Source organism: Cocleimonas flava (assembly GCF_004339015.1).
GTDB classification, from domain to species: domain Bacteria; phylum Pseudomonadota; class Gammaproteobacteria; order Thiotrichales; family Thiotrichaceae; genus Cocleimonas; species Cocleimonas flava.
The window spans coordinates 135,120-155,649 of the sequence record NZ_SMFQ01000004.1 but is presented as its reverse complement, the minus strand read 5'-3'; the positions used below and the strand labels follow the sequence as shown (position 1 = coordinate 155,649).

The 20,530-nt window shown below is 41.3% G+C and carries 17 protein-coding genes; 8 read left to right on the top strand and 9 right to left on the bottom strand.

Annotated features, from left to right (window positions below; translation table 11 throughout):
• The first annotated feature begins 275 nt into the window (after window positions 1-275).
• Complete coding sequence (locus tag EV695_RS12460; protein WP_131906314.1) at window positions 276-983, top strand: OmpA family protein; 708 nt, start codon at window positions 276-278, stop codon at window positions 981-983.
• 187 nt (window positions 984-1,170) lie between these two features.
• Here EV695_RS12460 and EV695_RS12455 read toward each other — a convergent pair whose 3' ends face one another.
• Window positions 1,171-1,371 (bottom strand): hypothetical protein, encoded by a 201-nt coding sequence (locus EV695_RS12455; protein WP_131906313.1) that lies wholly within the window; start codon window positions 1,369-1,371, stop codon window positions 1,171-1,173.
• Between the two features lie 264 nt (window positions 1,372-1,635).
• On the opposite strand from EV695_RS12455, the gene EV695_RS12450 reads away from it, so the two are divergent.
• Genes EV695_RS12450 through EV695_RS12440 form a run of 3 tightly spaced genes read left to right on the top strand, consistent with a single transcriptional unit; the run spans window position 1,636 to window position 5,730 of the window.
• The gene (locus EV695_RS12450; RefSeq protein ID WP_165874705.1) at window positions 1,636-4,458 is read left to right on the top strand and encodes a DEAD/DEAH box helicase family protein; all 2,823 of its coding nucleotides are present in this window, start codon (window positions 1,636-1,638) and stop codon (window positions 4,456-4,458) included.
• 4 nt (window positions 4,459-4,462) lie between these two features.
• Window positions 4,463-5,086, top strand: a complete 624-nt coding sequence (locus tag EV695_RS12445) for a DUF4178 domain-containing protein (protein ID WP_131906311.1) — start codon at window positions 4,463-4,465, stop codon at window positions 5,084-5,086.
• An 8-nt stretch (window positions 5,087-5,094) separates the two neighbouring features.
• Entirely contained in the window at window positions 5,095-5,730 is a 636-nt protein-coding gene (locus EV695_RS12440; RefSeq protein ID WP_131906310.1) for a hypothetical protein, read from the top strand.
• A gap of 102 nt (window positions 5,731-5,832) precedes the next feature.
• Here the strand turns inward: EV695_RS12440 and mfd are convergent, their stop codons facing one another.
• Window positions 5,833-9,351, bottom strand: a complete 3,519-nt coding sequence (gene mfd, locus EV695_RS12435; protein WP_131906309.1) for a transcription-repair coupling factor — start codon at window positions 9,349-9,351, stop codon at window positions 5,833-5,835.
• A 149-nt stretch (window positions 9,352-9,500) separates the two neighbouring features.
• Here mfd and minC point away from each other — a divergent pair, with 149 nt between their 5' ends.
• The 4 genes from minC to EV695_RS12415 all read left to right on the top strand — a co-directional run bounded on the left by minC (window position 9,501) and on the right by EV695_RS12415 (window position 12,252).
• Window positions 9,501-10,244 carry a septum site-determining protein MinC gene (gene minC, locus EV695_RS12430; protein WP_131906308.1) on the top strand — a complete coding sequence of 248 codons (744 nt, stop codon included), beginning with the start codon at window positions 9,501-9,503 and terminating at the stop codon, window positions 10,242-10,244.
• Between the two features lie 58 nt (window positions 10,245-10,302).
• Entirely contained in the window at window positions 10,303-11,109 is an 807-nt protein-coding gene (gene minD, locus EV695_RS12425) for a septum site-determining protein MinD (RefSeq protein ID WP_131906307.1), read from the top strand.
• 24 nt (window positions 11,110-11,133) lie between these two features.
• Entirely contained in the window at window positions 11,134-11,400 is a 267-nt protein-coding gene (minE, locus tag EV695_RS12420) for a cell division topological specificity factor MinE (protein WP_131906306.1), read from the top strand.
• 135 nt (window positions 11,401-11,535) lie between these two features.
• Window positions 11,536-12,252: a lipoprotein N-acyltransferase Lnb domain-containing protein gene (locus EV695_RS12415; protein WP_165874704.1), complete on the top strand. Its 717-nt coding sequence runs from the start codon at window positions 11,536-11,538 to the stop codon at window positions 12,250-12,252.
• Window positions 12,253-12,323: 71 nt separating this feature from the next.
• Here the strand turns inward: EV695_RS12415 and EV695_RS12410 are convergent, their stop codons facing one another.
• The 7 genes from EV695_RS12410 to EV695_RS12380 all read right to left on the bottom strand — a co-directional run bounded on the left by EV695_RS12410 (window position 12,324) and on the right by EV695_RS12380 (window position 20,140).
• Window positions 12,324-12,650, bottom strand: coding sequence for a hypothetical protein (locus EV695_RS12410; RefSeq protein WP_131906304.1), 327 nt, complete (start codon window positions 12,648-12,650; stop codon window positions 12,324-12,326).
• Window positions 12,651-13,080: 430 nt separating this feature from the next.
• On the bottom strand, window positions 13,081-14,457 hold the full coding sequence (gene chrA / locus EV695_RS12405; protein ID WP_131906303.1) for a chromate efflux transporter: 1,377 nt from the start codon (window positions 14,455-14,457) through the stop codon (window positions 13,081-13,083).
• Between the two features lie 2 nt (window positions 14,458-14,459).
• Window positions 14,460-15,296, bottom strand: a complete 837-nt coding sequence (locus EV695_RS12400) for a chromate resistance protein ChrB domain-containing protein (protein WP_131906302.1) — start codon at window positions 15,294-15,296, stop codon at window positions 14,460-14,462.
• 198 nt (window positions 15,297-15,494) lie between these two features.
• Complete coding sequence (locus EV695_RS12395) at window positions 15,495-16,136, bottom strand: LysE family translocator (RefSeq protein WP_131906301.1); 642 nt, start codon at window positions 16,134-16,136, stop codon at window positions 15,495-15,497.
• A 162-nt stretch (window positions 16,137-16,298) separates the two neighbouring features.
• Window positions 16,299-19,091 carry a valine--tRNA ligase gene (locus tag EV695_RS12390; RefSeq protein WP_131906300.1) on the bottom strand — a complete coding sequence of 931 codons (2,793 nt, stop codon included), beginning with the start codon at window positions 19,089-19,091 and terminating at the stop codon, window positions 16,299-16,301.
• Between the two features lie 119 nt (window positions 19,092-19,210).
• Complete coding sequence (locus EV695_RS12385; RefSeq protein WP_131906299.1) at window positions 19,211-19,456, bottom strand: type 2 periplasmic-binding domain-containing protein; 246 nt, start codon at window positions 19,454-19,456, stop codon at window positions 19,211-19,213.
• A 192-nt stretch (window positions 19,457-19,648) separates the two neighbouring features.
• Window positions 19,649-20,140 (bottom strand): hypothetical protein, encoded by a 492-nt coding sequence (locus tag EV695_RS12380; RefSeq protein WP_131906298.1) that lies wholly within the window; start codon window positions 20,138-20,140, stop codon window positions 19,649-19,651.
• Between the last annotated feature and the right edge of the window lie 390 nt (window positions 20,141-20,530).

Here is a 20,530-nt window from a genome sequence, read left to right as displayed (position 1 = left end):
AAGCATTTTTATGAATTTTTAGAATAATAGTTTCAATCACTTATAAGCACTATCCGATCATTTTCATAATCATTTTGAACAGCGTGATTGGGTTGAATTCGAAATTTAAATCACTTTTTAAGAAATTAATATTCGGAACTTTTCCTGATACAGCGTGTTCTTATCTACTGTGTGGCAAAAAAGATACATTGTATTATTTTTGATACAGATAACATGCAAGTGCAAGTGAGAGATCACTTTTAAAAAAATTTTATTATGAAGTATGGAGTACCAAAATGAATATCAGGAAGTTGACTTGTAACAAAGCTTATAAACATTTAGTGATTGCGAGTAGTGCAGTAATGGTGACTTTAACCATGACTTCTACAGCATCAGCAAATATCGGTGGATATGTAACCGATGGTTCCAATCATGGTGTAACAGATGGTTCTGGCGATTGTGTTACAGCTTCTTTAGGAAGTAAGGTTTCTGGTTGTGGTGAGCTCTCAATAGCTGCACCGATTAAGGCTGACCCGGTTCCAGTGGCAGTTGTTCCGCCAAAACCTGTATACGTTGCGCCACCTAAGCCAAAGCCAGTGTATGTACCACCACCAAAGCCTATTGTAAAAGTGTTAAGACTCAATGAGGCTGGCGGTTCTAACTTTGCGTTTGATAGCGATAAGCTAAGTGATAAAGCACGTGGGGAACTTACTAGCTTTGCCCAGACGGTTAAATCTTCAAACGTAACACCGAATAACGTTACTGTAGTGGGTCACACAGACAGCATCGGTGCAAAAACGTATAACCAGAAACTGTCAGAAAGGCGCGCTAATTCAGTGGCTAACTTTCTTGCAGCGCAGGGCATCGATCGTGGTGTAATGAAGGTGTCGGGTCAGGGTGAAATGAATCCTGTAGCCAGTAATAAAACTAAATCGGGGCGCGCTGAAAACCGTCGAGTAGATATCTCGGTATCGGGTCAGCGCAAGGTAACTATTAGACGTTAAGTCTTTAGGTAGTTAAATAACTACCGTAATAGTTACATTTTTAAGGCCGGAGCTTGCTCTGGCCTTTTTTGTGCTTGTCGTTAATATCACTTGTTGTTTAAAGCTATATAACAAGGCGCTTAAAAAAAGCCTCCTAAGTAGGGGGGTGACAATTGCTTTTTAAGTAAATGGCGTTTTTAAGAAGAGATTATTGAGACATGCTTTCAATCGCTTTGCGTTGATTCTCCGCCGCTTCATCTAATTGTCGCTGTAGATCTTTCGCTTTTTCTAATGCTTTTGAATGTCCTTCTAGTGGATTTTCAATTTTGCTTTTTGGTGGTGATTGACTATCACACCCTTGCGTTAAAAATAATCCGCATAATAAAAACAGGAATGTGAAAAGTTTCATGGTATTACTCTGTGAATTAATTAATATTGCTTAATTATAATATAAAAGCTCCATAACGCTTAAAGCTGTTCGTTTTAAATACATTATTTATATAAACAGTCTTTATAAAAAAACAGCACTATAAAAAAACAGTTCTAGAAAAACAGCCTCAAAGTAGGGGGGTGACTTTCGTTTATTTTCGCTATGATGGTGTCGTTTTACTATCAATTATCGTATGTATAATTAAGTTAATGATGAACAAATATCTCAGGAAATTCTAATAATTTGAACGCTAGCACTGCTGATTTAAGTTTTATTCATCCATGGCGACCTGAGCAATTAAAAGTGTTGAGTCGTTTAAATGATTATATGGTAGACAAGCGTGTCCATATCGTTGCCGCGCCTGGAGCGGGCAAAACGGTTTTAGGTTTAGAAATATTCAATCGGCTAAACGTTAAAACCCTAACCCTGTCGCCTACTGTTCTAGTCAAAGATCAATGGATCGAACGACTATCTTTATTTATCGATAGTGATGAAAGTGTCCTTGATCAAAATAATAGTGTATTGCCTGACTGGGTAAGCTCGGTTTTAGATGAACCAGAATATTTCACTTCAACGACTTATCAGGCCTTGTACAGTTTCGATAAGCAGTTAAAGAAAAAACAAATAGAATCTCCAGCTAATCAACTGCACGATTTAAAACAGTGGTTTCGCTCCCAAAAATTTGGTCTGATCATTTTAGATGAAGCGCATCATTTAAAAGCGAGTTGGTGGGCAGTGCTTTACGATCTGGTTAAAGATAATGATGATTTAATCGTCGTAAGCCTTACAGCAACACCCCCTTATGACTCGAACACCACGGAATGGTCACGTTATAAAAAGTTATGTGGTCCAGTAGATGAAGAAATCAGCATTCCGGAACTGGTTAAATCACGATCTCTTTGTCCGCATCAAGACTATATCTGGCTGGTGAAAACCGATGAGAAAAACATCCAGTCATTAGAACGTTACGAAGATAATCTTAAAACGTTTTTAGCAGAGCTAACGACAAATGATGAATTGAATTATCAGCTTCTGTTACATGAGTTCTTAGTTGAAACGGAGGGATCAACTACCATCAGCGAACGGGAGTTGTTACTCAATATTGAAACAGTCATCGCTTTATTGCAGTTACTGAAACATTGGCAAAAATCATTGCCTCCGCATTTATTACAAGCGTTGGATATTAGCGCTGATGATATTCCACCTCTTGCGGTAAATAATTGGCAAACCCTGATTGAGTCTTTTTTGCAGGGTGATTATTACCCCAAGTCAGAGCCGGTAGAATCATTTAGAAACACGTTGACCGCCTTGTTAAAAAGAAAGCGTTACCTCAAATATAATCAGGTTCAGTTCGATAATACCCAAAGCAAACTAGATGCCTTTAATAAAACAGAAGAACGTATTTCCGCCTGTTTCGAAATTGCAAAAATAGAAATAGCTAACCGAAAGTCATTATTGAGAATGGTGGTTCTGGCAGATTATATAAGGGATGAAGAGCTGGCTTTATCGCTCGATACCAGTGCCGGTTCAACGGGAGTGACAACGGGCGCATATCCGATTTTTCATCATTTTATTCACAAGTTTGATGGCCTCAATGACAGCGATAACCGCGGTGGCATCAATGGCAAGGTAATATCAAAAATTGCTTTGTTAACGGGGCGACTTTGTATTCTTCCATCTCACTTGGTTGATACATTATTTAGTCACATACCATCTCATGCTCAACCCACGATAAAGGCTTTTAGCGAGCATAAAGATTTTGTGTTGTGCGGCGGTGCAACGAGTTATCTTTCTGCGGCTTATACGCGTTTACTTGAAGCAGGTGATTTGCAGATAATTGTAGGAACCCGAGCATTATTGGGAGAGGGTTGGGATGCACCATTTTTAAATGCTTTGGTGATGGCAACCCAGACAAGGGCTTATGTTGCGACTAATCAATTACGTGGCAGAGTGATGCGTGTTGATCCACAGGATGACTTTAAAACTGCCAGCATCTGGCACATTGTAGCCACCGCGCCTGAGCAACGTTTGAATGGACTGATTTTTGAAAACCTGCAAAAACGTTTTCGAACCTTTGCCGGATTGCATGCTTATGATTTGAAGATTGAGTCGGGCACTGAACGATTATCCCTGCGAACCATTGATGAGATAGAAGGAACAAACGCTGTAGAACCGGAGCTAAGGAAAGAGAAATCACCCGAATCCAAACAAGATGTTATCCAGACGAACAATCAAATCATGCAAACACGTTTAACGGATGATCTCTTTAATCTGCAGGCACGTTGGCAGAACGCATTAGCCAAAGCAAAGCATCAGGTTTTTCAGGTGGGTTTACACCATCAAGTAGATGATCACGCTGAGCTGTATAGTCTGGAACGTTTGCTAACAGTAGTGAATGAACGTAGACGAAATCATGGTAAAAAATACAAATTAGCCGCTTTAGGGTTGATGGGCCTGGGTTCCGCTGCCGCTTATACATTATTCAATAGTGGTTTCAGTAGTTATGCTTATGCATTTGGTGGGTCAGCAGGTGGCGCAGTATCGTTTGCTTTAATCAAAGCCAAAGGACTGAATGACAAACGTCATTCAATCGATATTGGGCAAAAAATAGCTAAAGTAATTTTGCTAAGTTTGCATAACAAAGGGGTCATGAAAACGGCGCTACAAAAAGATAAGATTAACGACGCGATAAATATCCGCTTTGTAGATAATGGTATTTTAAGGTTTTCATTGAATGACTATACGCGTCAGGAAAATGAGAACTTCCTCGAAGTATTGAATGAGTTTTTACAACCATTGGGAAGCAGTCGTTATTTATTGGCATTATATGCAAAACCCACCATACAGGATTTATTTAGTATCCCTAAATTGATCGGTAATAATAAAAGCGATGCGAATGATTTTCTCGCAGAATGGAGACGAGTCTTTCCCGAATTCAAAAAAGCCAATCTAATCACGGCTAACAGTGTAGTGGGTGAAAAACTGTTGTTAAAAGCCAGCGTAGAAAGGGTCTTGAAAAGACGCAATGTAGAAACTCCGCTTCAAATGATAGAAAGATGGGAGTAAGCCAATGACGCATTCATGCCCTCAATGTGGCTATTTACTCGATACTGGTGCAACAAAACTATTGAGTTGCCCGTCTTGTAATTCGAGCATCTATATTCAGAACAATACGACGAGTCTTTCCGATATCAATGTGGTGAAAAACACAGATAAATATTTGTTCGACATTGGCCATTCAGTCCAGATAAAAAATGCGTCCTACATACCCAAAGGTTATAGCCTCTATGAGTATGAAGATGGGTTTAGAGTCGAATGGGAATTAATGGATAATGATCAGAACACGTACATTTTAAATCAGGAAGAAGAGAACCTTTTCTTTGTGAAACAGATTCCCAAGATAGAAGCCTCATTACCCGCATGGAGTTCAATGCAGCCTAATACTCAGTTGATAATTGAAACTTCAGATTGGTTGGTCGTAGAGAAAAGGGAAGTCAGTTTCGTCGCTTTTTATGGCGAATTACAAAATTTACCGTTACAAAATAGTCAAATCCAATGCAGTTATTTGAGTAATACCGAAGGCGAATGTCTGGTATTGGTATCTACTGGCCAGCCAAAAAGTGGAAGTGCACACTACCCATATACAGCCTATCAAGGTTGGTGGTTAGACCCAATGGATCTTGTGCAACCATGAAACAGCTAATGAATACAATAAAAAAAGCTCAACCGGTTCAATGTACAAATTGTCATGCTCCTTTTGAAATTATCGGTAACCCAAAGCGTTGTCAGTTATTGGTTTGTGGCTATTGCGGTACAGTCATGGATTACAAAAATGATCTGCGCGCGCTTTACGCTTATACAGAGGTTCAGAAGCCCGCTAGTCACTTGCGTATTGGCATGCAGGCCAATATCGAAGGAATTGCTTTTACGATTAGCGCTCTGGTGGTTTATGAAACCCTACAAGGCAAGGAAGAAGATTGGGTGGAATATCAGCTGTACGCTCCCAACTATGGTTATGCCTTACTCATCATTAAAGATGGGGTATGTTGTTTCTTGAGAAAAACCTATCACTTACCCAAGCCAAATGTTTGGCTGCTTAAAGCGGGAGATTCGTTTTTATCAAAGGGACAACAGTATATTATTGATCAGTTTTCTTTAACCAGAGTTCTACACAGTGAGGGCGCTTTATTAGACAAGATTAAACAAGACAAGCGCGATAAACAGGTTTTTGCCCGTGTTGGAGATCAGTGTTTTTACTCAAAGTATAATTTGAATAAAGTTATTTACTATCAGGGGTTTTATATCGACAAACAAAAGCTTGAAGATATGTTTGTCTAAAAGACAGCCTTATAAGCGCCAAGGTCTCTTATACACAGTCGTCTTGCAGACGAATTAATCCCGAGTTTTGACATACATGAGTAGAGAGGGACTTTATGTTAATTATTCCCCATTCTTAATATCATTAAACAATCTTTTAACCCATTGTACGCGCTGGTCTAACTCCATCATTGGTTCGTATTCAAAGTACAGTTTATCCTGTCCTTTAATGGTGAACTCCCAAGGGCGTTTCTGAACCAGTTGCATGATTTTTATTGGGTCGATATTGGGTTTTTCATTAAAGAGTACACGTCCGCCTTCTTCGCCGACATCTAGTTTTAAGATGCCTAATTCTTGAGCGATTTGTTTAAGTCTGGTTGCTTCAAACAGGTTCTTAACTTCGTCGGGTACTAGTCCAAAGCGGTCGATCATTTCAACACGTAATTCACGCAAGGCATCGGCATCTTTGGCGCTGGCAATGCGTTTATACATAATCAAGCGATTGTGAACATCAGGTAGGTAATCGTTAGGAATTAACGCAGGTAAGCCAAGGTCAACGGTAGTGCGAGTTTCACGACCGTCAAGATCAGGCAATTTGCCAGATTTGAGTGCTTTGACGGCACGCTCTAATAAATCGTTATACATATTAAAGCCGATTTCCTGAATTTGACCACTTTGGTCATCACCCAGTAATTCACCCGCACCACGAATTTCTAAATCATGTGAGGCCAGAGTAAAGCCAACACCCAGATCTTCCAGTGATTCGATGGCTTCCAGACGTTTTTTAGCATCGGCTGAAATCAGTTTTTTGCCGGGAATAATCAAATACGCATAGGCTTTATGATGCGAGCGACCGACACGACCACGAATCTGATGCAACTGTGCCAAGCCTAATTTATCGGCACGATTGATCAAGATGGTATTAGCAGTAGGGACATCAATACCACTTTCGATAATGGTGGTTGCGACTAGTACCTGAAAGCGTTGATGATAGAAATCACTCATGATGCTTTCGAGTTCGCGTTCTGGCATCTGGCCGTGGGCAAAACGAATTTTAGTGTCAGGCAAAATAGCGGATAAATCATCCGTCATTTTCTGGATGGTTTTCACTTCGTTATGTAAGAAATACACCTGACCACCACGTGCCAATTCACGCGCACAGGCTTCCTGTATCATTGACTTGTCCCATTCGTGAACGAAGGTTTTTATCGAATGACGTTGCGTTGGTGGGGTCGCAATAATGGATAAATCGCGTAAACCAGATAACGACATATTTAGTGTGCGCGGAATAGGTGTGGCGGTTAAGGTCAGCATATCGACGTTTGCACGTAGCTTTTTTAGCTGTTCTTTATGGCGCACACCGAAGCGGTGTTCTTCATCGACGATGACCAATCCAAGGTCTTTAAAGTCGATGTCTTTTTGTAATAACTTATGCGTACCGATGACAATATCAATATTGCCTGATTTCATTTGTTCGATGGTTGCTTTGGTTTCTTTCGCTGTTTTAAAGCGCGATAAAGAACCAATTTTAAACGGCCAGTCAGCAAAACGATCACGGAAGTTTTTCGCGTGTTGTTGTACCAATAATGTGGTGGGTGCAATCAGTGCCACCTGTTTGCCCGAGTTGGCGGCGACAAAGGCAGCGCGCATCGCAACTTCTGTTTTACCAAAGCCCACATCGCCACAGGTAACACGATCCATCGGCTGTGCTGATGTCATATCTTTGATTACAGTACCAATCGCAAGCGCTTGATCCGGTGTTTCTTCAAACGGGAAGGTATCTGCGAATGCCAGGTATTCCAGCTCATTAAACGGAAACGCATGGCCTTTTTGCGCCGCACGGCGTGCATGAATTTCTAATAATTCGGCGGCGATATCGTGTGCTTTTTGCGCTGCTTTTTTGCGTACTTTATCCCAGTGTTCGGTGCCTAGTGTATGCAATGGCGCGTGTTCTGCACTCACGCCGGTATAACGACTGATCAGGTGTAATGAAGAGACAGGAACGTAAAGCTTGTCGCCTTTGGCGTAAGTGAGCAGGATAAATTCCTGTTCGATACCGCTAGTGGTGAGCGTTTGCATGCCCTGATAACGTCCCACACCATGCTCTTCATGGACGACCGGATCGCCTTCGGTTAAATCGGTTAGATTTCGAATGATGGTATCAGCATCACGCGTTGGTTTTTGGCGACGTCGTTTTTGTTGAACCTGTTGTCCGAACAACATCGCTTCAGGAATAATGGCTAGCGGACCAGAATTTTCGTTGCTTCTAATCCAGACACCATTTTCCATCGGTGCTACGACTAATCCCATTTCAGCATCTGATTCGATGAACGCTTCCCAGCTTTTAAACGAGGAAACATCAAAACGGTTGTCTCTTAGTAAGCCAAGTAAGTTTTCACGTCGACCTGCGGAATCCGCGGTAAATAATACGCGTCCTTTGGATTCGCTATTAAACTGCACCAGAAATTGGTTGAGTAAAATCAGTGGCGTTTCAGAACGACCTTGAATCAAAAGAGAAGGAAGCGTACTTACAGGGTAATTGTAGTTAGTTGCTTCGTTATTCGCGGTTTTTGCCTGTTCGTAATGATGTGTTTCAATCCGACGGTAATCTGAAATCTTATCGAACAGCGTTTCCGTATCGAGGAATAAATCCTGCGGTGGTAATAATGGCCTTTCAATATCGTGACGACGTTGTTCGTATCTGTCATTGATTGACTTATTAAACGCTTCTGCTGCCGCTACCGTACTGTCTGTATTAATCAGTAAGGTTTTTTCTGGCAGGTAATCAAAAAGGGTTGCGGTTTCATCAAAAAACAGCGGTAGATAATACTCGATACCAGATGGCGCATTACCGTTACTAATATTGTCGTAAATCTGGCTGCGTGCGAGGTCACCCCCCACCTTTAGGCTGTAATTTTCGCGGAATTTAGAAATGCCTTCAGGGTTTAATGGAAACTCATGCGCAGGTAATAATTCTATCTTTTGGATCTGTTCAATAGTGCGTTGATCTTCCGGGTTGAAGCTGCGAATCGTTTCAATATCTTCGTCGAATAAATCGATTCTGTAGGGTTTGTCGTTACCCATTGGAAATAAATCAATCAACGAGCCGCGGGTACTGTATTCGCCATGCTCCATAACCTGAGTCACATTGCGATAACCCGATTCATCAAGTTGTCTGCGAAACACTTCGATATTCAGTTTATCGCCGACTTTAAACGCTAAAGAATTGGCGCGAATATAATCGACGGGTGCAAGGCGTTGCATCATAGTCGATACCGGTACAATTAAGACACCGTGTTCGATACTACTGAGTTGGCTTAAAGTTTTGAGTCGATCTGAGATTAAATCTTCATGCGGAGAAAACACATCGTAAGGCAGTGTTTCCCAATCGGGGAAGATGTGGACCGGAATATGGTTATCCGTTTTGTTTTTATCACCCGTATGGTTTCCAAGAAAGAAATTAATATTCGCTTCAAGACTATATCCACTGTGACTATCTGGTGTGATTACAACGATCAGTCCCTTATATTCTTTGGCTGCATTGGCTATTAATAAGTCTTGAGAGCAACCATGAAGCTGACTCCAACTGGTTTTATTAGAAGCTTTATCGGGGTAGTGCGGATGTAGTGTACTTACAGGCATTTTATAAGGTGATAGTTGCTGAATAGGGAGTAAAAAAAACGCGTAATTGTAACGTTAAAAAGTAAGATTAGCGATGATAAAAAATTCTGTCTCGTATATGATGCACGAGATCAACGCCGTAATTTAAACCAGTCTAATGAGTCGAAAATATGAAGCTAAAGGGTGAGATGTCAATGCTCAATGTCTTGCATGTGCAAGAGCTTGATTTAGAAAAACTTTGTGCTGAACTAGAGCAAAAAAGAGACGAAGCACCCCAGTTTTTTATGAAAAGTCCAATCATTGTAGATTGTGCAGATTTGGGTGATGCCGCTGAGCAATTAGATTTTTCATTACTTCGACAAAAACTGTTAGAACTTGGTTTTATTCCGGTTGGAATTCGCAATAATCCTGTAGAAATGAATGCCCGTTTAGTGGATGCAGGCTGGGCAATTATGCGCGAAAGCAGACCCTCAACAGCTTCGACTGAAGTGTCTGGTGATGTAAGCGCAGAAACAAATCAACAAGCAGAAGTGGCGCAACAGGATGAACCGCAAGCTGCACCACAGGTAGCACCAGTTGGAATTAAATCATTGACCATCGATCGTCCAGTACGTTCTGGACAACAGGTTTACGCAGCAGATGCAGACATGACAGTACTCGCTCAAACCAGTGCGGGCTCAGAGATTATGGCTGATGGCAGTATCCATGTTTATGGGCCATTACGCGGTAGGGTGCTGGCAGGCGCCAGAGGTAACGAACAAGCACGTATTTTCTGTCAATCACTACAAGCAGAACTGATTGCAATTGCTGGTCGTTATCAACTACTGGATGAAAGTGATACAGAATTAAAAGGAAAACCAGCCATGATTAGATTGGATGGTGAAAAATTAATTATTGAACCTTTGGCGCATTAACTCGCCAAACAAATGAATTGAAATAAAAGATCTTAATCGATAAAAGGGAGATTAGAAATTGAGTAAAGTAATTGTTGTTACATCTGGTAAAGGTGGTGTTGGAAAAACCACCTCAAGCGCAGCGTTTGCCGCTGGCTTGGCAGCAAAAGGCCATAAAACGGCAGTTATCGATTTTGATGTGGGGTTACGTAATCTTGATTTAATCATGGGTGTTGAACGCCGCGTGGTTTATGATTTTGTTAATGTAATCAACGGTGAAGCGACATTAAAGCAAGCACTAATCAAAGATAAGCGTGTAGATAATCTCTATATTCTGCCTGCATCACAAACACGTGATAAAGATGCCTTGAGTAAAGAAGGCGTAGAAAGCGTTATCAATGAATTAAAGAAAGAATTTGATTTCATTGTCTGTGATTCGCCAGCCGGTATCGAAAAAGGCGCATTCATGGCGCTTTATTTTGCCGATGAAGCAATCATTGTAACCAATCCAGAAGTATCATCTGTACGTGACTCTGATCGTATTCTTGGTATTTTGCAAAGTCGTTCTAAAGCAGCCGAAGATGGAAAAACAGTTAAAGAACATCTGTTAATCACTCGTTACTCTCCAGACCGTGTTGAAGGCGGTGATATGTTGGGTATGGACGATATCGTAGAAATTCTATCGGTTCCTTTAATTGGCGTTATCCCTGAATCTGGTTCTGTATTACAAGCGTCAAACAGTGGTAACCCTGTAATCATGGATAAGGACAGTGAAGCTGGTCAAGCTTATCAAGATGTCGTTGCGCGTTTCCTCGGAGAAGAGGTTCCTTTGCGTTTTATTGATGTTGAACCAAAGAAAGGCTTCTTCCAGAAGCTGTTTGGTTAACCACTAGATTAGGGAGATAGAACAATGGGACTTTTTGATCTCTTTAAGAAAGAGAAAAAGAAAAACACGGCAAACCTCGCTAAAGAGCGTTTGCAAATTTTAATTGCGCATGAACATGCTGACAAATCTAAAAAATCACCTGACTACTTACCAAAGTTACGTGATGAAATTGTACAGGTGATCCGTAAATACGTGCACGTTGCAGACGATGACGTAAATGTGAATGTGGAAAAGGGTGATGATTTCGATGTGTTGGAATTAAATATTACCCTGCCAGAGAGCGCCAAGTAAGCCAAAAATGCTAAGTAACTATTTCAATTGAAACAAACTTTAGCATTTAGCCTTAAATTCATTAAATATATCGTTGTGCTAATGGTGATTTTAATCGCTGTTAGCATGATGATTTATTTCGTTAAGGCCCCTTCAATGAGCAATAGCTGGTCTGTAGGTAATGCTCATAGCCCATCGGTAACCATCAGCGGAGATCAGGTTGAGATACTAAACTTCCGTGATATCGATTGGGTCAAACTCGATAAAACACCGACTGATTCTATTCAAACGAGAAAACAGATAGAGCAAGATGGCTATCGCACACTGAATTTTCCTTTATCTGATATTCAAACACTTAAAGTAGCAGTGTCACACTTCTCGGCAATCAGTGAAATTGCGCATTTATTTATCCTTTTTGAATTAAAAGATAAGACGGTTATCGGTCTTTCTGTTGAAGCACGCAAAGAGCAGGGCGAAGACTATACGTTAATCGGTGGTTTAACCGCTAAATTTGAAGTGATCTATTTATTGGGTAGCCATAATGACTTGGTCGGCCTGCGCCAACAGCGCTATGAAGATGTGTATATTTATCCGATTAAGGCAAAGCCGGCAGAGGTGCAATCATTATTTAAAGTAGCGGCAGCGCGAACCAATCAGCTCGATAAAAACCCTGAGTTATATCATTTATTTTTCAAGAACTGTACCACTGAAATCGTGAGCCTTGTGAATCAGCTATCCGATCAAAAATACCCATGGTTTGTGCAGCATTTAGCGCCGGGTGATGCGGGTAAAACGCTTTATGAGCTTGATATGATCGATGTAAAAGCTGATAGTTTTGAAGAGTTGCAAAAGCTCACCTTATATAAACCGTAACGGTTTAACTACTCAAAGCTTCATTGTTACTTGTATATTGTTTAGTTATTTCAAACATCTAAATGCACTGTTTAAAATAGATTTCTAAAAATCTGAGACACCGTGTTTTGCATTGACTGATAGGTAACATTAATAATTCTTCCCGTTGAAACATTTGGATTAAATTTATCCATCGCGTGAAAACAAACTTTTATCTTCTTATTCTCTTCATCGACTTCTAGTACGCGTAATTCAGCACTATCCATACCCCTAAGAACTTCTGGCTGACGAATACTGGCGGTGTACTCTTTATATCCCTGAATCTTAGAGATTATCGGGTCGCCTAAAGAATCAATCACCGTAGCGATTACAATATCGTTTCTTTTTAGTGCCTGTAGTTGATCCATTTGTTGAGTCATAGAGAAGTTCGAAGTCAAGGTGACAAAATGTGACTTATTACCGTTTTTGATTATATGTTATGAGTATAGTCGGTTCGGAGGGCTGCAGTTTTATTGTGTCTGCAGAACTTTAATCACTTGGGGAAGTGATAGAGCACTCGTTCTATTGATGGGGAACGAGTGTTCGTTTTTCCCAGTTCTAAATTCAGATCTAAATCCGATTCTAAACAAAGTATTGGATTATCTAAAAGCCACCCCCTTACTTACCATGAGCTTGCCATTTCGTTTGTTGAAATGGACAACTCAACCGAGGCATTGCCGAGACAACGTAGGAACACAGTGACGACGACCCGTAGGGTGAGGCTTCAGCCGAATATTTATGCGAAAGCTTAAAGCTAGCTCGCTGATAAGCGATACTAGGTTTTAGCGTGTATTAAGGGCACTTTTTTCGCTACTGCATAAATTGATAGCCGAGTCCAAGAAGCGCACAAGCAATGATCACCGTCATTACACCTTGTTTGAATTTCACCAAAGCGATAAATGCAGCAGTGCCGATTAAGGCAGCGACCCATTCAAATTGACCAGAAAAATCCAGATTTTGACTTTGCGGCCATAACACATGCAGCGCGAAGAAAACGGCAAGGTTTAAAATAACACCCACCACCGCTGCTGTAATCGCCGTTAAAGGCGCAGTAAATTTCAAATCATCACGTGTTGCTTCAACCGCTGGACCACCAACAAGTATAAACAAAAATGAGGGCAAGAAGGTAAACAGCGCTGCGATGGCTGCACCTACAGCACCTGCCCACGGTAACATTTCTGGGCCAAATACCTCTTTAGTCCATGCGCCAACAAATCCCACAAACGACACCACCATAATCAATGGACCCGGGGTTGTTTCACCCAGTGCTAAACCGTCAATCATCTGGGTACCTGTCAACCATGAGAATTGCTCAACGCCTCCCTGGTAAACATAAGGTAAAACCGCATAAGCACCACCAAACGTCACCAATGCCGCTTTGGTGAAAAACCAACCCATCTTGGTTAAGGTTCCATCCCAGCCATACGCCATGGTTAACGCCAGCATAGCGCCTGCCCAGATCATAAAGCCGATCACTAGAAACGAAATCACACGACTCCATTTAAAGCGCGCATGTTCAGGTGCTGGCGTGTTGTCATCAATCAGTGCAGCGCCGTATTTAGCATTCGCATCACCGTGATGTCCGCCTGCCTGGAATGCCTCTGGCAAAACTCTTGAGCCAAAGTATCCGATGATTCCAGCGCACAAAACAATGTAAGGAAAAGGAATATTCAGAACGAAAATAGCAATAAACGCGAGTACAGCGATTGCCTTTAATATTGTGTTGGGCAATGCTTTGGAGCCGATGCGGTAAGCCGCGAATAACACGATTGCGGTCACAGCAGGCTTTATGCCGTACAAAATACCTTCAATGGCTGGTACGTTGCCATAGGCTAAATACACCCAGGTAAGACCAATCAGGATGAATAAAGAGGGTAATACAAACAGCACGCCTGCCATGATTCCGCCACGAACCCCATGCATTAGCCAGCCGATATAGGTCGCGAGTTGTTGTGCTTCGGGTCCGGGTAAAACCATGGTGTAGTTAAGCGCATGGAGAAAACGTTGATTGGAAATCCAGCGGCGTTTTTCAACCAGCTCCTGATGCATCATGCTGATTTGACCTGCAGGTCCACCAAAACTGATAAATCCCAGTTTTAACCAGTAAAAGAATGATTCCATAAGGCTGACTGATTCCGGTGCGGATGAATCATCGATGGTATTTTTATTAAGCGTCGTTTCTGTCATGACTATTTCCCCTTTGCAGGTTTCTGGCCAGTAGTTGCTTGTGGCCAGTCATGATTTTCATTCGTTGCATCACGCGCCCAGCGATAAAATGCATCGTAAATCAACATGCCCGCATCAAGTTGTGCGTTATCATCGCGATACATTCTCGATAATCCCAAAGATGTCGCAAGTAAACCGGCTGATTCTGGTGCAAGCTGGTGTTGATTGGTGTCTGCGCCACGGACGATTGTGGCTAAATGATCGAGCGCTTTGGTTTTTAAATCGAATTCTTCTACCATGATATCGAAGGTACAAAGATCGCCACGATGAGTCCAGAAAACATCTTCAACATCAAACGGTTCTGCGTTGAATTTTTCTGCGACGGCTAATACTTCCGAGGGTGCAACGAATAGGAATTGCGCCTCAGGATCAATGAATCGGCGAATCAACCAGGGGCAGGCAATACGGTCAATTTTAGGTCGTTGTTTAGTGACCCAAACAGAACGCCCATGAGAATTATGCAGAGGTATTTTGTTAAAGGGGATTAAAGGTTTTCCTGCGTCTCTCCATGCAAAATGACCGCCTTCAAGGCTTTCGGCTGAGATGCCCATTTCGCGCAAAATGGCTTTTACACCCTGGCTGATTTTCTTGCCTTTTTGGCAATAGACCACAACGCGTTTGCCTTTAAGTGATTCGGCAAGAGAAGCGATATCATCAAAGGGCCAACGTTTAGCCGTGGGTAGTAATTGTGGGTCTGCATCAAAGTCTTCATCAATGCGTACATCAATGATTGTCGGGGAATCGGGTGTACCGATTATGCGTGAAAGTTGAGCTACAGTAATTTCTGTCGGTGAGGGCATTACACATCCTTTTTCTAGTTAAGCTGTTTCTCTTAGAGGGAACATCGCTTAGTTAAGTTTAGTTAGATTTTTGGATGCGAAACTTGGGCTGTCGCCTCACGGGGTGTTCGCAACCCCATGATTCTATTCTGCCTATCTGAAAAACCATCGTCAATATCTACTATGAAAAAGCGGTTTATTAAATGACTAATGAGTATTCTATAAATTAAACGCTAATTTGGCTCCCATAAAAGCCAATAAGCCACTAGCGACTCTATTGATGGATTTTTTGAAGCGGTTATAGGCCTTCTGAGCACTTTTTGTTGAAAGCGCCACCACTACAATACTGTACCAGGCCCAGTCACTAAGAAACATCAGAACGGTAATGATGATAAAAGTGTAGGGTGGTGTTTCAGTAGGTAAAAAAGCCATGATGATACTACCAATCACAATCGCTGTTTTCGGATTGCTCAGCTGAGTCATTAAACCAAGAAAATAAGAGGCACTAATGGATATATCTTTATCCCTACCATTGTCAATTAAGCCACTTTCACCGCTGTCATCACCCTTCGAAGAATTCCAGATTCGATAAGCCAAAAACAATAAATACAAACCACCTAAAACTTTAAGCGCACCATATAAAAAAGGAGCCGCTTCTAGTATCACAAATAAACCTAAGCAAGAAAGTATCGCAAATATAGCTGCACCGGTTCCAAGTCCTAAAGCGCTAATAAGACCATGCTTACGAGAGGTGGTTAAAGTCCGTTGTGCGATGAATATAAAGCTGGGACCAGGGCTCATAACGCCCAGCAAATTAGCGAGAATAATCGGAACAATGAATAAGTAATCGTTAATGTTCATACGGGACCTATTTGTTTATGTATGTATTCACTTTCGTTAGTGAATGCTATTCACAAGTAGCTAAATAGAGAGCGGAACAGAAAGCTAAACAAAAAAACACGCTTAAAGTAGGGGGGTGCCATTATGATTAACACGTTAATCATAATGGCACCAAACCAGCTATTACATAGCTTTGATCTTTTCTAATTGCTGTTGCAACTGCGTTAACGCAGCACTTTGCTCTTCAGCTTGTTGACGCACTTGATTAACCACGGCTTCAGGGGCTTTATCGGTAAAGCTTGGGTTCTTCAAACGCCCTTCAACACCGGCAAGATTCTTTTGTACCTTTTCGATTTCCTTCGTTAAGCGCGCAATTTCCGCATCTTTATCAATCAGACCAGCCAATGGAATCAGAATCTGCATATCGCCACATAAAGCTGTGGCAGATTCAGGTGCATCATCACCGTCTGTTAACCATTGCGCAGACTCTATTTTTGCTAATGAGTTAATGAAAATTGAATTGGTCTCGAAACGCGTTTTATCGGTCTCAGTCCAGTTTTGTAACAAAATAGGTAGAGGCTTGCTCGGTGGAATATCCATTTCAGAACGGATTTTACGAATACCGATAATGAATGTTTTCACCCACTCTAAGTCATCGCTGGCAGTTTGATCAATCTGGCTTTCATCTACAACCGGATAAGGTTCTAGCATGATTGTATCGTTGCTATTACCCACAAGCGGCTTAATCGTCTGCCAGATCTCTTCGGTAATAAACGGCATGATTGGGTGTAGCAACTTCAATAAAGTATCGAATACACGAACCAAGGTACGACGTGTTCCACGCTTAGATGCTTCACTGCCATCGTCGTTAAACAAAACCGGTTTAGAAAGCTCTAAATACCAATCACAATATTCACCCCAGGTGAATTCATAGAGCGCTTTTGATGCTAAATCGAAACGGTATTTTTCAAAATGTTCGGAGACTTCTGCGGTAGTCTTCTGTAATTGAGAAAGAATCCAGCGATCAGCCAATGATAATTCAATAGCGTCATCAGCATTGAGGCCAACATCTTTATCTTCAGTCTGCATCAACACATAACGCGCCGCATTCCAAATCTTATTACAGAAATTACGATTGCCTTCAATACGTTGTAAATCGAAACGCACATCGCGACCTGTAGACGCCTGTGTGGCAAAGGTAAATCTCAAAGCATCCGTTCCGTATGCCGGAATCCCGTCTGGGAATTGCTTTTTAGTCGCCTTGCTAATCTTTTCTGCAAGGTGTGGCTGCATCATATTGCCAGTACGTTTCTCCAGTAAATCTTCCAGAGAGATACCGTCGATAACGTCCAGAGGATCAATCACATTTCCTTTTGATTTCGACATTTTCTGGCCTTCGCCATCACGTACCAAACCGTGGATATACACTTCTTTAAACGGCACTTCGCCGTCCATAAACTTCATGCCGAACATAATCATTCGAGCAACCCAGAAGAAGATGATATCGAAACCGGTTACCAACACATTTCCAGGGTAGAAAGTCTCAAGGTCTTGTGTTTTTTCAGGCCAGCCGATAGTAGAGAAAGGCCACAGGCCCGATGAGAACCACGTATCTAAAACATCTTCATCCTGACGCAGCGCAATATCATCAGCAAGGCTGTATTTCTCGCGAACCGCCGCTTCTGATTTACCCACGTAAATCTTATCGTTCTCGTCATACCAGGCAGGAATTCTGTGACCCCACCATAACTGACGTGAAATACACCAATCGTTGATGTCGTTCATCCAGCTGTAATACATATTCTTGTAGTTATCCGGCACAAACTTGATGCGTCCATCATCGACTGCTTCAATCGCAGGCTTAGCTAACTCTTCAATCGCCACATACCACTGATCTGTCAGGTAAGGCTCAACCACCGCGCCCGAACGATCTCCGCGTGGTACCTGTAAGGTATGGTCTTTAACTTCATCGAGTAAACCCAAAGCATCAAGATCAGCAACGATAGCTTTACGCGCATCATAACGATCCATACCACGATATTTTTCAGGGGCGTTATTGTTGATAGCCGCATCAATGGTGAAGATATTGATCATCTCTAAGTTATTACGCTGGCCAACTTCATAGTCATTAAAGTCATGCGCTGGCGTAATCTTTACACAACCTGTGCCTTTTTCAGGGTCGGCATGTTCATCAGTCACAATCGGAATTAAACGATCAACCAATGGCAATAAAATATTCTTGCCCACTAAATGCGAGAAACGCTCATCCATAGGGTGTACCGCAACACCCGAGTCACCTAACATGGTTTCAGGTCGAGTCGTTGCAACAACTAAATAATCATCCGTCGCGTTGCCATTGTCATCCGCGACAGGATAACGGAAGTGCCACATGTGGCCTTGCTCTTCCTCGTTCAATACTTCCAAATCAGAAAGTGCTGTATGGAAAACAGGGTCCCAGTTTACCAGGCGTTTACCACGGTAAATTAAGTCCTCATCAAACAACTGCTCGAATACTTCGGTCACCGCATCCGACATGCCTTCATCCATGGTGAAGCGTTCTTTAGTCCAATCAGGTGAAGCGCCTAAACGACGTAACTGTTGCGTAATCTGTCCGCCAGACTCTTCCTTCCATTCCCAAACGCGCTCAAGGAATTTTTCACGACCTAAATCATGACGGTCTTTGCCTTCTGCATTAAGCTGACGCTCAACCACCATCTGCGTCGCAATACCCGCATGGTCAGTACCCGGTTGCCATAAGGTATTATGACCCAACATACGGTGATAACGAATCAGCGCATCCATAATCGTATCCTGGAAAGCATGACCCATGTGCAAGGTGCCCGTGACATTCGGCGGCGGAATCATAATGCAATAAGGCTCAGCATCAGGATCTTCCGAAGGCTTAAAATAGCCATTAGATTCCCAATGTTGATACCAATCTTGTTCGATGTCTGAAGGTGTGTAGGTCTTATCCATTATGTGTAGCTATCCGCGTTTTGTGTTTATGTTCGTGGGGCGGGATTATAGCTTGAAATGAGGTGGGGTAAAAAGGGGAAAGTTGGGTGATTAGTTAGGTGAGGATTGGAAAGGTGAGTTTAATTGAGTTTTAAAAGACACCCCCCCACTTTTAGGCAGTTTTGCTTATTAAATATAGGTAAAATATAGCTTTGATAATTCAGTTCTTTATAAATTAGATAGAACCCTAAATCATCTAATTGAATATCACTAAATAATTCAACTAAATCACCACGTTCACATTCATCTTGTAACAATGGATTTGCGAGTAACAGGTCATGACCGTCAATCGCAGATTGTATACAAACATTTGGATTAACAATCACTGGAGCATTACTTAGATCAATATTGTTTAATCCTGCTTTATTAAACTATTCTTTCGAATAATTATTACTGGTTAGGTCTTTGTTTAAAAACCTACTAACAGATATGAAGAGGGTTTGTTGTTCTTTACCTGTAACAATAAAACAATAGATAGGACATCCAAAATTAAGTCTAACTTAAAGTTGCTGTATGAATTAAAAATAATCAAGAATGCTATATACATTTTCTATATGCTCATATTCGTCAGCCATGCGGCTGACTTTATCTTTATGGTATTGAACGTCCATTTCAGCAAGTTCATACTCCTCAGACGTTTTGTCGACGTTAGATTTAAGCTTTAGAGTGTCTAGCTTATAAGTAGCCGAATCAAGGAATGATTGCCACTCACTTTCCTCCTTTTTAACTTTTTGAAGATCTTTTAAGTAAGATTCTTTAATTTGAATCTCTAAAGTTTTCAAATCTTGATCAGAAATGTTTTCGACAACACCAAACTCAATGCATGTGATTTTGTTTAAGAGATCGTCATTCCATGAAATCTCAAGAAATGAAGTTCTGATAGCATCAGCAAAGCCTTCTTTCTTGGACGAATGGTCAACGCCTTCACAAGCTTTTTTAAACTCTGGAGTGTAATTAGCAAAAGCTGGAGCGTTCATTAGGATGAAAGTAAGTAAGAAGATGTATTTCATTAGAGCCTCCAGTTGTAAGTGTGAGACGATATAGAGTCTTTTTTTAGTTCATGGCTAAATTAACACAGAGTTTAACTTTTGTATAATGGGTATCAAAAATAAGGAAACCTTTCTAATTTGATTCATTACTATTATTAAGACCCACAATAAATAGGACATCCAATCTTTCGTACTAAAAAGCCTCGTAATATAATGAGGCTTTTTTATGTTTGAGACCCTCATGCTCATTTTTAACTAAAAGAAATTTACGACCATCAAAAAGTGGGGTGTCAAAATAATTAAAAAATTATACTTTAATGATCAATAATACAGAAATGAGTTATCGGCTGTATTTGTAGAATTAAAAGTTAAATGTCCTAATTTATTATTTAACCCAATATCATTAGTCTA